The organism is uncultured Dubosiella sp., from assembly GCF_964018005.1.
GTDB classification, from domain to species: domain Bacteria; phylum Bacillota_I; class Bacilli_A; order Erysipelotrichales; family Erysipelotrichaceae; genus Dubosiella; species Dubosiella muris.
In genome coordinates, this window is sequence record NZ_CAXHOA010000011.1 from 93,204 (window position 1) to 105,317 (window position 12,114).

Below are 12,114 nucleotides of genomic sequence, written 5' to 3' on the forward strand. Positions count from 1 at the left end.
TTACAAATGCATGACGCGTTCTTTGATTTCCTGCGTCCGTCCCTGGTTCCAGAACTGCGTGCCGATGTAGCCGCATGTCCGGCGCGCCACGTTCATCGTTTCCTGGTCGTGGTTGTGGCAGTTCGGGCATTCCCAAACCAGCTTGTGGTTTTCGTCCTCCACGATTTGAATCTCGCCGGTGTAGCCGCACGCCTGGCAATAGTCGCTCTTCGTGTTCAGCTCGGCGTACATGATGTGATCGTAAATGTGCCGCATCAGTGCCAGAACGGCCGGGATGTTGTTTTCCATGTTCGGCACTTCCACATAGGAAATGGCGCCGCCCGGGGAAAGCTTCTGGAACTGCGACTCGAACGTCAGCTTATCGAACGCGTTGATTTCCTCGGTGACATGCACGTGGTAGCTGTTCGTAATGTAGTTGCGATCCGTGACGCCCGGAATGATGCCGAAGCGGTCCTGGAGCTTTTTCGCGAACTTATACGTCGTCGATTCCATCGGCGTTCCATACAGCGAGAAGTCGATGTTCGTCTGGGCTTTCCACTTGGCGCAGGCGTCGTTCAAATACTGCATGACTTCCAGACCGAAGGATGTGCCCGGCTCTTCGGTGTGCGGATGGCCGGTCATGTACGTCACGCACTCGCAAAGACCCGCGTAGCCTAGCGAAATCGTCGAGTAGCCGCCAAAGAGCAGCTTGTCGATCGTTTCGCCTTTTTTCAAACGGGCCAGGGCGCCGTCCTGCCAAAGAATCGGCGCGACGTCGCTTGGCGTGCCCAGCAGCCGGTTGTGGCGGCACATGAGCGCCCGGTAGCACAAATCCAGACGTTCGTCCATGATTTTCCAGAACGCCTCCACGTTGCCTTTCGAAGAGCAAGCCACATCCACAAGGTTGAGCGTGACGACACCCTGGTTGAAACGGCCGTAGTATTTCGGCTTGTTGTTTTCGTCGCGATACGTCGTCAGGAAGGAGCGGCAGCCCATGCACGGGTAGCAGTTTCCTTCGCCGGCTTTGTCGATTTTGAGCGAAAGCATCATTTTTTCGGAAATGTAGTCCGGCACCATGCGTTTGGCTGTGCAGCGCGCGGCCAGCTCGGTCAAATAGTAGTACGGGCTGTTTTCGTGGATGTTGTTTTCCTCCAAAACGTAAATGAGCTTCGGGAACGCCGGCGTGATATAAATGCCTTTTTCGTTTTTGACGCCCTGCATACGCTGACGCAGCATTTCCTCGATGATCAGCGCCAGGTCGTGACGCGTCGTCGGGTCCTCGACCTCGTTCAAGTACATGAACACGGTCACAAACGGCGCCTGGCCGTTGGTCGTCATGAGCGTGATAACCTGGTACTGGATGGTCTGCACGCCTTTTTCGATTTCGCGACGTACGCGCATTTCCGCCATTTCATTGGCTTTTTCCTCGGTGTACTCCATGCCCATCGCGTCGAGCTCCTCGCGCACTTCCCGGCGCGCCTTGTCGCGCGACACTTGCACGAATGGCGCCAAGTGGGACAGGGTGATGCTTTGGCCGCCGTACTGGGAACTGGCCACCTGGGCGATGATTTGCGTCGCCACGTTGCAGGCGGTCGAGAAGCTGTGCGGCTTTTCGATCATCGTTTCCGAGATGACGGTGCCGTTTTGGAGCATGTCCTCCAAATTGACGAGGCAGCAGTTGTGCATGTGCTGGGCGAAGTAGTCCGAATCGTGGAAGTGAATGATTCCCTTGTCGTGGGCTTCCATGATTTCGGGCGGCAGCAGGAACCGCTTCGTGATGTCCTTGGACACCTCGCCGGCCATGTAGTCGCGCTGGACGCTGTTGACAAGCGGGTTTTTGTTGGAGTTTTCCTGCTTGACCTCCTCGTTGTTGCGCTCAAGCAGCGACATGATTTGCTGGTCGGTGGAATTTGCCTTCCGAACGAGCGCCCGCTCGTACCGATATGTGATATAATTGTGCGCGACTGCGAAATAGCCGTGACGCATGATTTCGTTTTCGACGAGGTCCTGGATTTCCTCAACGCTTGGACTGCGGGAAAAATCCTCGCATTTTTCGGCGACAATGTGCGCGATGGCTTGTACTTCGAGTTCGTGCATTTGCATGTTCGGGGTCGCGTTGCTGGCCTTCCGAATGGCGTTTTCTATTTTCGAGATGTCAAAAACAACTTCTTCTCCACTTCGTTTGATCACTTTCATCGTATGTTCTCCTTTGATCGGTTATCCCTTGGAAATAAATAGTTGAACGTTCAACTATTTTGCCTGCCCATCGTAACACACAAAAAACGGAAAGAAAAGAGTTGACTTTTCGCTTTGTTTGGCATGCCCGAAAAGGAAGGGGGATAGGGGTTGATTTCTTATGGTGGATGTGACAAAGTATGGAATGAGGATTTTGGTTTAGATGGGAAGAGAGGATAATATGAATATGGATCAAGAACTCAAACAAACGATCGAATGCGTATATGAATTATGCGAAGAAGTCGAAAAAACGCTCCAAAAAACCGTAACGCTCCAAAACCCCCTGAAAGCTCTGCTACAAACCGAATTGATGATGTATGTCATGTATTTGACGGTTTCCGACGACCGGATCGAATTGAGCGAAAGCCAGTTTCTGCGCGACTATTTGGATTATGATTTCTCCCCCGACGAAATCGCCGCGTTCGTGCAAAACAATTCGGTCGAAACGTTTCGGCAAACGGTGCCGTATACGTTCCAGCTCTTTGTGAAAGCGGATAATTTATTGTATGGCCGCCACGGAAAGGTGTCGCTGGCGGCGTGCGCGCTATATCAAATGTATGAAACGATCGGCCTGGCGCTGATTTCGGCGGACGAAGAAATCGACGTGCAGGAATACCATGACCTGGCAGACTTTTTGACGATGCTCAAAGCCTATATGGACCAGCATCTTGATTCCGCAAAAAAGCGAAGTGTGCATTGACGCTTCGCTTTTTTTACTGCTCGTTTTCCGGCGTGTATGTCCAGCCATGCTCGCCATGGTAAATCATTTGACGGCTCATGCCGCCATCCACGACGATGTTTTGCGCGGTGATGAACGCGGCCTGGTCGCTTGCCAAAAACAAAGCGAGATCCGCGACGTCGTCGACCGTTCCAATACGGCCAAGCGGCTGTTGTTTTTCGTCCGCCTCGCTCCATTCCTGGGCGTGGCTGTTGATCCAGCCAGGCGCGATCGCGTTGACGCGAACGGCCGGCGCCAGGGACATCGCCATGGCGTGCGTGAGCGCCGCCAGTCCGCCTTTGGCCGCGGCGTAGCTTTCCGTTTGCGGCATCGACTGATCCTGTCTGGTGGAGGTGATGTTTAAAATCGAGGCGTGCTCGGCAAACGCGGGCCGCAGCAGCTTCGACAAGTAAAACGGGGCGATGACGCCAACGGCCATAGCGTGGGAAAACGCCGCGTATCCGCATTCGTCGATGCCTTGCATGACGGGGATGGCGTTGTTGACGAGCACGTCGACGGTTTCGAACGTGTCGATGACTTTTTTCGCGAACCGCTCCAGCGTGGCTTGATCCGAGACGCTTCCTTGAAAAAAATCGTTCGGTAAAATGTCGATGATCGCCACGCGGGCGCCTTCCGCCTCGAAGCGTTCGCGCAGCCGCTTTCCGATGCCCGAGGCGCCGCCGGTAATGACGACATGTTTGTTTTTAAAGCGCATATTCCATTCTCCTTTTTTGAAATCATAGCACACGATGGACGTTTTCTTGACGGAGATGATATGATTTGGATAGAGGAGAATCACGATGGCAAAACGAAAACGGCAAACAGCACGAATTTTATGGATCGCGAGCCTCGCCTTTTTCCTAGGCTCGATCTATTTGTTTTACGATAATCTGCTCGTGGCTGGTCTATTCGGATTGGTGGTCAGCTTTTTTTTAGCGCCTACCGTCCGCGCGCTGCTCCGGCAGCATCATTATAACCGGAACGCGCTCATCGGCGTTCCGTTGTGCGCCCTGGCGCTGATGGCCGCCAGCTATGTGGCGTTCAAACCTGGCGAGAAAGACATTCCCTCGCTGCTCAAGGAATACACTCACGTGTCCGGCACGAAGGTGGACAATTTTCAGGACATGAGCTACATGGTCGATCCGCATTTGCGACCTGTGAAAAAAGAGGGGGAAATCCGCTATTATCCCGTGAAAGGACAGCCGATCCCGGTTTTGATCGTGTCCCATGTCGACAACGCGTCGTGCGCCGACGCCGAGGCGTTTTTGTCGCGCTACATTCCCGGGCAGCTTGGCAGCGACGGGGCGGTTTCGAACGTGCTGACCGAAGATTACGAAGTCAACGGCCGGCCAAGCCAGATGGCCACCTACGCCTACACGCTCACGAAAAAGGAAAAGGGCGACCTTTCCGCCGACTTGATCGGGGAAACTTTTCTGGCGCCCATCGAGGGCGGGGTGTATGTGATGTCGTTTTTCACGTACGCGGCCGACTTCAACGACTACGGCTATTTGAGCCTGGTGGACACGATCGACTTGTACCGGATCACGCATCTGCTTGATGTCCGGGAGGAAATGAAAGCGTACTTGACGAAGCACGCCTGCCCGCAGGACGCCTACCAGAGCGAATGCGACGAGTTTGCCAAATACCGCTCCGCCCTGCAAACGGCGCTCGACGAGGAAAAGCCGATCGAGGAACTCGAGGCGGCCAAGGCCGCGGCTGTGACGTACGAGAACGCGATCAAGGCGCGAATCCAAAAAGACAAAGAGGACCAGGCGTATTTGAACAAGCTGTACAGCGGCGAGATCGCGGCGGACGAAACAGGAGAATAAAAGGAAAGGCAGGATCACTTTTGCGAACCTGTCTTTTTTGTGTCCTTATTGATGTTGCTCGTCGTTCATGCCGTCGGTGTCGACGACGCTTTCGTCGGAAGGCTCCATCGTGTCGAATGGCGAATTGATTCCGGCGAACGCGAAGCCGGTTTTGTCCAGCATTTGCATTTGAGGAATGATTTCAAACGGAATCATATAGTTGGCCAGATCGTTTGGGTCGGCGTCGTCGGCGCCAGTCGAATAAATCGGCCATTTTTTGTAGTCCATGGTTTGATCGCCTTGAAGAAGCTCGATTTTGATGCCGTCTTCCTCCACGACGATGCGGTATTCTTTTGTCATACTTTTCACCTCGTTTTCCTCATTATAAAAGAATCCCGTCGAAAATGGTCGCCGGATGATTGACAAAGTCGAAATGCGCCGGCAAAGAAGGTATAATGAAAAACCAAGAGGTACGAGTGAATGATGGAAATTGAATTGTTTGGGCTGCATGCCGATTTGAACGTCCGCTCCCGGGTGGCCTGGAGCGAGTCGAGCGTGACGGCCTTGTATGAGCAGCTGGACCAGCCGTGCGTGATTTTGGTCACCTGCCATCGGTTTGAAATTTACGCGACGAAAAAAATCGACGCGAACCGCATCCTGGACCGCTACGAGGGACAGGCGGTGGAAGTGTACACGAAGCAAGGAAACGAGGCGGTTCGGCATTTGCTGGAAGTCGTCAATGGACTGCATTCCCAAATTTTCGGCGAGGATGAGATCTTGCGGCAAGTCAAGCAGGCGTATGCGACGAGCGTGCGGATGGACCGGTGCGATTCCAAGCTCCACCGTTTGTTCCAGCTCGCTTTGCGATGCGGCAAGGAGGCGCGAAGCCGGTTCCGGATGAGCGAACACCCGCTTTCGATCGCGTACTTGGCCCGGCAGACAATGGGCGATTTGCGCGGGAAATCAGTGCTGCTCATTGGCAGCGGCGAAATCAGCCGGCGCCTGCTTGGCTATTTAAAAGACGAGCCCTGCACGATTTATATCGCCAGCCGCCACCAAAAGCACGCCAACGCCTTGCGCGCCATCGCGCCGCAAGCCAAGGTCGTTCCGTTTGACCAGCGCGTCGCGACGGCTAGACGCTGCGATTTGGTGTGCTGCGCGACCGCGGCGCCCCATCTGGTGCTTCCCGTTTTTTTGAACGAGAAACCGCTGGTGCTGTACGATTTCGCTTCGCCGCGCGACATCGACCCGGCGTTCGCGACGCAAAAGGACGTGACGTTGTACACGCTGGACACGTTTGCCGCGCTGTCGAAAGCAAACGAGGCCATTCGAAAAGAGGCTCTGGAGGATATCCGGGCGCTCATTGAACGCGACGTGAAGGAATGGGACGCCCAAAACGCCAGCGGGATGCAGGCGCAGACGCTGCGCGCTCTCCACGCCCAAATTGACGAAATCAGCGGGCAGACCTTTTTCTCTCTGGAGCAAAAAATCGACTTGACGGATCGTGAAAAGGCGGTTTTGAAAAAGAGTTTGCGCGCCTCGATGCTCCGGCTGCTTCACACGCCGATTCACGAAATCGGAACCCATTACGACGACCTGGAGCCAGCCACCGTTCAAAGGCTGTTCGCGGTGGAACCGGATAAAGAAAGGAATGAGGACGAATGCATTTAAAAATCGGAACCCGGGGAAGCCGGCTGGCGCTGGCGCAAGCCACGCTCGTTGGCGAATATTTGAAAAAGCAAAAGGAAGGGCTGACATACGAGCTTGTCGTCATCCGCACCAAAGGCGACCGGATTCTCGACCGGCCGCTTCATCAAATGATGGACAAAGGATTGTTTGTCAAGGAAATCGAGCAGCAGCTCGCCCAGGGGAGTATCGACCTGGCCGTGCATTCCTACAAAGACGTGCCATCCCAGGTGCCGGAAGGCTTCGTGTTCGCGCCCGTTTTTATGCGGGCGGATCCTTTTGACGTCCTCGTCAGCAAAAAAGGCGGCTTCTTTTCCTTGCCGGCGGGCAGCGTGGTCGGCACGGGCTCGTTTCGGCGCGTGATGCAGTTGAAGGCGCTGCGAAACGACCTCGTGTACAAAAACGTGCGCGGCAACATCAACTCCCGGCTTCAAAAGCTGGACGATGGCGAATACGACGCGCTCGTGCTGGCCGGCGCCGGTTTGCGAAGGCTTGGCTTGGAGTCGCGCATCACGCAAACGTTTGACGAGAGCGAGTGCGTGCCGGCGTGCGGGCAAGGCGCGCTCGCGATCGAGCTTTGCGCCAGCCGGACGGATTTGTACGCGTGGCTGGCCGGTTTGGCCAATCCCGAGCTGGATCGCTGCGTGGCGGTGGAGCGGGCGTTTTTGACAGAGCTGGGCGGCTCGTGCTCGATTCCGATTGGCGCCTATATGCGCAAAGAGGGCGGCCGATTCCATCTTTTTACGGTGTTTGGCGACGAGAACCGCATCGTGCGGACGGAAAACGCGGACGAAGATCCGCAGGTGGCGCTGGACAAGGCGGTGGCGCAAAGCCGGGAGGCGTTTTATGGGTAAAGTCGTACTGGCCGGCGTGGGCTGCGGGGAAGCGGATTTGATGTCGATTCGCGCGTGGGACTTTGTGGAGCGGGCGGATTGTATTTTGTACGATCATTTAATGGACGCGGCGATTTTAAAAGCGGCGAAACCCGGCTGCGTGAAAATTTTTGTCGGCAAGGAAAGCGGCAACCACGCGGTTGCGCAAGATCAAATCAACGCCATGCTTGTCGACTTTTCCACACAGTATGATTGCGTAGTCCGGCTCAAGGGCGGGGATCCGTACGTGTTCGGACGCGGGGCGGAGGAAGCCCACGCGCTGCTGGAGGCGGGGGTGCCATTTGAAGTGGTGCCCGGCATCTCCTCGTGCATTGCCGGCTTGTCGTTTGCGGGTATTCCGATCACGGCGCGGGGCATCACCCGGGGATTTCGGGTGTATACCGCCCATTCCAGCGAAGACCGGATGCCGGAGCTTGATTTTGAACAGCTCGCCTTCACCAAGGATACGGTTGTCTTTTTAATGGGGCGCAAAAATCTGGCGCGCATCGTGGAAGGGTACCAGAAGGCGGGCGCGCCGGATTTGCCGATCGCTTTGATTTCCAAAGCGGGATTTCCGGAGCAGCGCGTATGCGTTGGCACGCTGTCGACGATTGTGGAGCAATGCGCCCGCGAGGAATATCCGGCGCCGGCACTCATCGTCGTGGGGAATGTCGTGAACGAATCCGAAGCGCTGAACTGGTTTTCGCGCCGGCCGCTTTCGGGAAAGACGGTGCTGTACGCACGCAATTCCGATCGGGACGACTTGCTGGAACCGCTGCGGGATTTGGGCGCCATCGTGGACGCGCCGGTCGCGTTTGAGCGGGTCGAAAGTCCGGAAATGGCGGTGGATGTCGAAAAGTACGACTGGGTCGTGCTGACAAGCCAGACGGCGATCCATCTTTTCATGGAACGGATGCGCCGGCAACAGGTGGATGTCCGGCGGCTGCCGAAGGTGGCGGTCGTGCACGAGCAAAGCGCGCAGGCGCTGGCGCGTTATGGCGTGTTCGCGGATTTGGTGGGCACGAAAGACGCGGAAAGCCTTGTGAAGCAGCTCAATCAAGTCGTCGACGCCGATTCGAACATTTTGGTTCCGCATTCGGCGGCCAACATCGACGTGTTTGTCAGCCTCAAGGGCAACGTCGATGTCCATGTGCTGTATCAAATGGTGCCGCTTGACTGGCACGCGTCGCGGCCGGCGTACGACTATGGCGTGTTTACGAGCGCGCGGATGGCGGAAAGCGTGCTGGCGCGCGGCGTTCGAATTGGAACGGCCATCAGCATTGGCGAAAAAACGACCGCCGCCTTGCGAAAAGGCGGGGTGAAGACGATTTGCCAGGCGAAACGTCCATGCTATGGGGATATGCTGGAAATTTTGAAAGGAAATGAATCATGTATAGAGGCAGAAGACTAAGAATGAATCCGACGATTCGCTCGCTTGTCCGGGAAACGAGATTGTGCGTCGAAGATTTGATTTATCCGATTTTTGTCGTGGAAGGCGAAGGGATCAAGGAGCCCATCGACACGATGCCCGGACAGTACCGGTATTCGATCGACCGGCTGCCCGCGCTTTTGGACGAAATGAAACGGCTTGGCGTGCGCGCCTGCTTGCTGTTTGGCATACCCGCCCATAAGGACGCGTGCGGCAGCGAGGCGTACGCGCCCGATGGCATCGTGCAGCGCGCGATCCAGGCGATCAAGCGATGGGATCCGGCGATGTACGTGATCGCGGACGTTTGCATGTGCGAATACACCGATCATGGCCATTGCGGGATCCTGGACGCGTGCGGCCGGGTGAAAAACGACGAGACGGTGCGCTATTTGGAAAAGATCGCGCTTTCCTATGCGAAAGCGGGTGTGGACATGGTGGCGCCAAGCGACATGATGGATGGGCGCATTGGCGCCATTCGCCACGCGCTGGACGCGGCCGGGTATCCGTATGTGCCGATCATGGCGTACTCGGCCAAATACGCGAGCAGTTTTTACGGCCCGTTCCGCGAAGCCGCCCATTCGGCGCCTGGTTTTGGCGACCGGAAGGCGTACCAGATGGATCCGGGCAATGCGAAAGAGGCGATGCGTGAAATGGCGGCGGACATCGAGGAAGGCGCGGACGCGATCATTATTAAACCGGCGCTTCCGTATTTGGATATTTTGAGCGCGGCGTCAAACCGCTTTGACGTGCCGCTTTGCGCGTACAATGTGAGTGGCGAGTACGCGATGCTGATGGCGGCGATCGAAAAAGGCTGGATGAAGCCGGACGTCGTCGAGGAGTCTTTATTGTGCTTGAAACGCGCGGGCGCGGATATGATCATCACGTATTTCGCGCTGGACGTGGCAAAGAGGTTGGCAAATGAAAAATAAAAACAAAGCGCTGTTTGAAACGGCGAAACGATACATTCCCGGCGGCGTCAACTCGCCGGTCCGGGCGTTCAAGGCGGTGGGCTGCGATCCGGTTTTTATCCGGAAGGCGAAAGGCGCCCACTTGTTTGGCGAAGACGGCCGGATGTACATTGACTACATTTCCTCGTGGGGACCGATGATTTTAGGGCATTCGTGCGAGGTCGTCAACGAGGCGGTCGAACGGCATTTGCTGGATGGCATCAGCTATGGCCTGCCTAGCCGGGTGGAAGTCGAGCTGGCGAAAACGATTGTCGAGGCGTATCCGGGCATCGACGAGGTGCGGATGGTCAACTCCGGCACCGAAGCGACCATGTCCGCGATTCGGGTGGCGCGGGGATTTACCGGGCGCGACAAGATCGTGAAATTCGAAGGCTGCTATCACGGCCATAGCGATGGCTTGCTTGTTTCGAGTGGTTCGGGCGCGTTGACGTTTGGTTTGCCGACTTCGCCGGGCGTACCGGACGACATCGTGAAAAACACCCTGGTCGCTCCCTACAACGATTTGGCGCGGCTTGCGCAGCTAGTGGACGCCAATCCGGGACAAATCGCCTGCGTGATCGTGGAGCCGGTTTGCGGGAATATGGGGGTCGTTTTGCCGGATGCCGGCTTTTTGGAAGGTTTGCGGTCGCTGTGTACGGAAAAGGGGATCGTGCTCATTTTCGACGAGGTGATTACGGGCTTCCGGCTTGGCTACCATGGGGCGGCTGGCGTCTTTGGCGTGACGCCGGACATGGCTTGTTTTGGAAAAATCATCGGGGGCGGTTTTCCGGTGGGCGCGTATGGCGGCCGGCGGGAAATCATGGAGTGCGTTTCTCCGGCCGGATCGGTTTACCAGGCGGGCACGCTTTCCGGCAATCCGCTGGCGATGCATGCCGGTAAGGCGATGCTCGATTATTTGAAGCACCAGCCTGCAGTGTATGACGTGATCGAGGAAAAAGCCGCGTATTTGGAACGGGGCATGCGGGCGATTTTGGAAGAATACCATTTGCCGTTTTCCCTGGTCCGGGCAGGCAGCTTGATGACGCTGTTTTTTTGCGAACGCGTTCCGCACCGGTATGACGATGTGCAAAAAGCGGATTTGAAAAAATACAGCCAGTATTTTCGCGGCATGCTTGATCGCGGAGTGATGCTCGCGCCCAGCCAGTTTGAGGCGATGTTCGTTAGCTGCGCTTTGACGAAAAACGATATGGATGTCACGCTTCAGGCGTTCCGGGAAGTGATGAAGGAGATGGCGGCGTGATCGTCGACGTGTCGTGGAACGGGAAAAAAGTCCTCATTGTCGGCGCGGGAAAGCAAGGCAAAAAAAAGGAGGCGCTTCTCAAAGCGGAAGGCGCTGACGTCACGGTCGTGGATCAAGGCTTTGACTGGCGTTCGTTGCGGGCGTACGACTTGGTGGTCGCCTGCACGAACGACGCGCGCGTGAATCATGAAATCGTCGTTCAGGCTCAAAAAGAAGGGGTGTTTTGCGCCAGCGCGACGTACGAGCCGGACGCGAGCGTCCATTGGATGCGGCAAATCGAGCGGGATTGCCTGCGCCTTGGCTTTTCGACGCGGCGCGCCTATCCTTTGTATGGAAAGACGATGGCCCGGGATATCGAAGCGCTTTACGACGAGAAGTGGAAGCGAAGGCTGAAGGCGCTCAGACGATTGCGGCCGTTTCTGCGAAAGGATCCGGCGCTGCTGGCAGCGGTGATGGAGTGGCGAGTCGACCAGCTGGAGTGGCTTGGAAACGCCGTGCAAGCCAAAGCGGGGAAAGTGTGCGTGTTCCATAGCTGCCAAAGCGAAGCGCAGCACGCGTGGATTCGCGCCCGGCTAGGCGAGGGCGTCATGCCGTTTTATATGCGGGAGAACTGGGAATCGGCGTGCGCGGTATTTTCGCTTTTGGAACTGCCGGTCGAGGTGCAGCCGATGTTCGTGTTTGCCGGAAGGATTTATCGCCAGTTTGAGGCGCTTTGCGAGCGGCACCGTCCGCTTTTGCTCGATGAAAACGGATGGCGGCGCGTCCTGACTCCGTTCGATCGCCCGGAGGCGGTGTTTGTGGTGCATCGCAGCCAACACGACGCGTTGAAAAAACGAGTAGCCGCTTGCTGCCACGAGGCTGTCGTGGTCGACTACGAGGAGGAACTTCCCGTAAACAAAGAGCGAATGGTCGTGTATCCGTTGTTTATGCTGGATGGCGGACATGTGGAAAACGATGTGGCGAATCAAATCGCGCGGGCGCGCGAGCGAGGCGCCGATGTGCGATGGGGTTGTCGCTGCTTGCTTGATCTTTCTTCGTTTCAGGAACTTTTACGTGATCGTTTATGAGAAGGATAAAAAATCCTCTTTTTTCCTCCCTTCATCTGTCATCTAAATTTCTTTAAAAAAGATATAAAAAGCAGTTGACAGTTGATAGGGAGTGCGGTATGATAAGTGAGCG

11 protein-coding genes are annotated in these 12,114 nt (G+C 56.1%); 8 read left to right on the forward strand and 3 right to left on the reverse strand.

The window, feature by feature from the left end; genetic code table 11:
* Window positions 1-2,175: an anaerobic ribonucleoside-triphosphate reductase gene (gene nrdD, locus ABNS49_RS08920; protein WP_289197369.1), complete on the reverse strand. Its 2,175-nt coding sequence runs from the start codon at window positions 2,173-2,175 to the stop codon at window positions 1-3.
* A 226-nt stretch (window positions 2,176-2,401) separates the two neighbouring features.
* Here nrdD and ABNS49_RS08925 point away from each other — a divergent pair, with 226 nt between their 5' ends.
* A complete protein-coding gene (locus tag ABNS49_RS08925) occupies window positions 2,402-2,914 on the forward strand; it encodes a hypothetical protein (protein WP_135979846.1) in 513 nt (170 codons plus the stop codon).
* A 13-nt stretch (window positions 2,915-2,927) separates the two neighbouring features.
* Here the strand turns inward: ABNS49_RS08925 and ABNS49_RS08930 are convergent, their stop codons facing one another.
* Window positions 2,928-3,647 carry an SDR family oxidoreductase gene (locus ABNS49_RS08930; protein WP_289183792.1) on the reverse strand — a complete coding sequence of 240 codons (720 nt, stop codon included), beginning with the start codon at window positions 3,645-3,647 and terminating at the stop codon, window positions 2,928-2,930.
* Window positions 3,648-3,732: 85 nt separating this feature from the next.
* Between ABNS49_RS08930 and ABNS49_RS08935 the strand changes: the two genes are divergently transcribed.
* Entirely contained in the window at window positions 3,733-4,761 is a 1,029-nt protein-coding gene (locus tag ABNS49_RS08935) for a hypothetical protein (protein ID WP_135979848.1), read from the forward strand.
* A 45-nt stretch (window positions 4,762-4,806) separates the two neighbouring features.
* On the opposite strand, the gene ABNS49_RS08940 is transcribed toward ABNS49_RS08935, so the two are convergent.
* Window positions 4,807-5,100, reverse strand: a complete 294-nt coding sequence (locus ABNS49_RS08940) for a hypothetical protein (protein WP_135979849.1) — start codon at window positions 5,098-5,100, stop codon at window positions 4,807-4,809.
* A gap of 120 nt (window positions 5,101-5,220) precedes the next feature.
* On the opposite strand from ABNS49_RS08940, the gene ABNS49_RS08945 reads away from it, so the two are divergent.
* Genes ABNS49_RS08945 through ABNS49_RS08970 form a run of 6 tightly spaced genes read left to right on the forward strand, consistent with a single transcriptional unit; the run spans window position 5,221 to window position 12,002 of the window.
* Window positions 5,221-6,411, forward strand: coding sequence for a hypothetical protein (locus ABNS49_RS08945; protein WP_305150806.1), 1,191 nt, complete (start codon window positions 5,221-5,223; stop codon window positions 6,409-6,411).
* Window positions 6,402-7,280, forward strand: coding sequence for a hydroxymethylbilane synthase (gene hemC, locus ABNS49_RS08950; RefSeq protein WP_305084892.1), 879 nt, complete (start codon window positions 6,402-6,404; stop codon window positions 7,278-7,280). Before ABNS49_RS08945 ends, hemC begins: the two co-directional genes overlap by 10 nt.
* On the forward strand, window positions 7,273-8,709 hold the full coding sequence (gene cobA / locus ABNS49_RS08955; protein WP_305084893.1) for a uroporphyrinogen-III C-methyltransferase: 1,437 nt from the start codon (window positions 7,273-7,275) through the stop codon (window positions 8,707-8,709). Before hemC ends, cobA begins: the two co-directional genes overlap by 8 nt.
* Window positions 8,688-9,656, forward strand: coding sequence for a porphobilinogen synthase (gene hemB, locus ABNS49_RS08960; protein ID WP_348688173.1), 969 nt, complete (start codon window positions 8,688-8,690; stop codon window positions 9,654-9,656). Before cobA ends, hemB begins: the two co-directional genes overlap by 22 nt.
* The gene (hemL, locus tag ABNS49_RS08965; protein WP_288341775.1) at window positions 9,646-10,935 is read left to right on the forward strand and encodes a glutamate-1-semialdehyde 2,1-aminomutase; all 1,290 of its coding nucleotides are present in this window, start codon (window positions 9,646-9,648) and stop codon (window positions 10,933-10,935) included. The genes hemB and hemL overlap by 11 nt, the downstream gene beginning before the upstream one ends.
* On the forward strand, window positions 10,932-12,002 hold the full coding sequence (locus ABNS49_RS08970; RefSeq protein WP_168353548.1) for an NAD(P)-dependent oxidoreductase: 1,071 nt from the start codon (window positions 10,932-10,934) through the stop codon (window positions 12,000-12,002). The genes hemL and ABNS49_RS08970 overlap by 4 nt, the downstream gene beginning before the upstream one ends.
* Window positions 12,003-12,114 lie beyond the last annotated feature (112 nt).

Excerpts from the sequence above, each read along its gene's own strand:
- nrdD (WP_289197369.1), bottom strand. The coding sequence starts at position 2,175 with ATGAAAGTGATCAAACGAAGTGGAGAAGAAGTTGTTTTTGACATCTCG.
- ABNS49_RS08925 (WP_135979846.1), top strand. The coding sequence starts at position 2,402 with ATGGATCAAGAACTCAAACAAACGATCGAATGCGTATATGAATTATGC.
- ABNS49_RS08930 (WP_289183792.1), bottom strand. The coding sequence starts at position 3,647 with ATGCGCTTTAAAAACAAACATGTCGTCATTACCGGCGGCGCCTCGGGC.
- ABNS49_RS08935 (WP_135979848.1), top strand. The coding sequence starts at position 3,733 with ATGGCAAAACGAAAACGGCAAACAGCACGAATTTTATGGATCGCGAGC.
- ABNS49_RS08940 (WP_135979849.1), bottom strand. The coding sequence starts at position 5,100 with ATGACAAAAGAATACCGCATCGTCGTGGAGGAAGACGGCATCAAAATC.
- ABNS49_RS08945 (WP_305150806.1), top strand. The coding sequence starts at position 5,221 with ATGATGGAAATTGAATTGTTTGGGCTGCATGCCGATTTGAACGTCCGC.
- hemC (WP_305084892.1), top strand. The coding sequence starts at position 6,402 with ATGCATTTAAAAATCGGAACCCGGGGAAGCCGGCTGGCGCTGGCGCAA.
- cobA (WP_305084893.1), top strand. The coding sequence starts at position 7,273 with ATGGGTAAAGTCGTACTGGCCGGCGTGGGCTGCGGGGAAGCGGATTTG.
- hemB (WP_348688173.1), top strand. The coding sequence starts at position 8,688 with ATGTATAGAGGCAGAAGACTAAGAATGAATCCGACGATTCGCTCGCTT.
- hemL (WP_288341775.1), top strand. The coding sequence starts at position 9,646 with ATGAAAAATAAAAACAAAGCGCTGTTTGAAACGGCGAAACGATACATT.